At 42.6% G+C, this 1,018-nt stretch carries 1 protein-coding gene and 2 pseudogenes; 1 reads left to right on the forward strand and 2 read right to left on the reverse strand.

Annotation, left to right across the window (positions count from 1 at the left end; genetic code table 11):
* Nucleotides 1-143: 143 nt before the first annotated feature.
* A pseudogene (locus QZ359_RS09290) lies at nucleotides 144-377 on the forward strand (hypothetical protein); the annotation flags it as partial.
* A gap of 205 nt (nucleotides 378-582) precedes the next feature.
* On the opposite strand, the gene QZ359_RS09295 reads toward QZ359_RS09290, so the two are convergent.
* Together QZ359_RS09295 and QZ359_RS09300 are read right to left on the reverse strand one after the other, a co-directional pair.
* A complete protein-coding gene (locus QZ359_RS09295; protein WP_079266279.1) occupies nucleotides 583-774 on the reverse strand; it encodes a nucleoside hydrolase-like domain-containing protein in 192 nt (63 codons plus the stop codon).
* An 85-nt stretch (nucleotides 775-859) separates the two neighbouring features.
* A pseudogene (locus tag QZ359_RS09300) lies at nucleotides 860-1,018 on the reverse strand (DUF1269 domain-containing protein); the annotation flags it as partial.

Below are 1,018 nucleotides of genomic sequence, written 5' to 3' on the forward strand. Positions count from 1 at the left end.
ATGGGTTGCACCCCTTTTTTGACCCTCACGGTTCAAAAAATTCACTGCTTTTTCGGCCCACAAAAGTGGACTCGAAAAAAAATCGGCGTGAATAACGCACCGAAAAAATTACCTAGAAACTCATCAATCATCAAGCACTTACTCATATCGTCCAACACCTCAGCCGTACTCTCAATCAAACTCGTATTCAACTCATGAAGTAATTTGACAAGAAATCCATTGACTATCGTGCCTTAAAATACTGCTGGCGATTGGTTCTCAAAGACATCAAACGCAATGCCTTTGGTTTTCGGAACTTTGAAAACTTTAAAAAACGGATTTACCTCGCTTTGAACTTCACAAAAAAGAGAACCAAGATGGTTCTCTCTAGGGCTTAGTTATATGTCCACCCACTACAGTTGACAATGAGCATTTTTAAGAGCAATAATCTAGCTCATCTAAATTATTTGACCGTGAGAATACGACGCACATAGGTTTTGAATGGAGTCTCGGTCACATTTTGCACCTCAGTAATGATATGGAAGGTATCGTCTGACTTTGCATCGTCAGGGATATGAACCGTGAGACTTGCGCCCTCTTCTGTTATATCGAAGACATAATGCGGGTCCACCTCTTCGGAATGTAGGGAGGCCATTCTGCCGTCCCCTCGTAGCGCTCCTGAATAGACTTGAGGGCTCTGGCAGTTGTATTGGTCCCGCCCCAGGTCTGGATATAGAGGGTTCGGGGGTCATCGTCCAAAATGAGCTCCTCTAAAAAACGTGATCCTTCCGTCACTTCCTTTTTCTAAAATCTAGTTTTTTTAAAAAATAGGCTATCTTCCAGAAGTAGAAAGCCTATTTTTTATGAGATGCTTGAGTGCTTACGCTTTCAATTTGTCAAATTTTGCTTTGACATTTGCCTTGAATTCTTCAAGTTTATCCTTGCGTTCGGCTTTACGTTCAGCCTTCATTTGTGCACGTGCCTGGTTGTAGAGGTCTTCTTGGACTTGCAGAGCTGCTTCGATTTCGGCTACGACGGT

This window comes from Streptococcus sp. (assembly GCF_019414905.1).
GTDB lineage: Bacteria > Bacillota > Bacilli > Lactobacillales > Streptococcaceae > Streptococcus.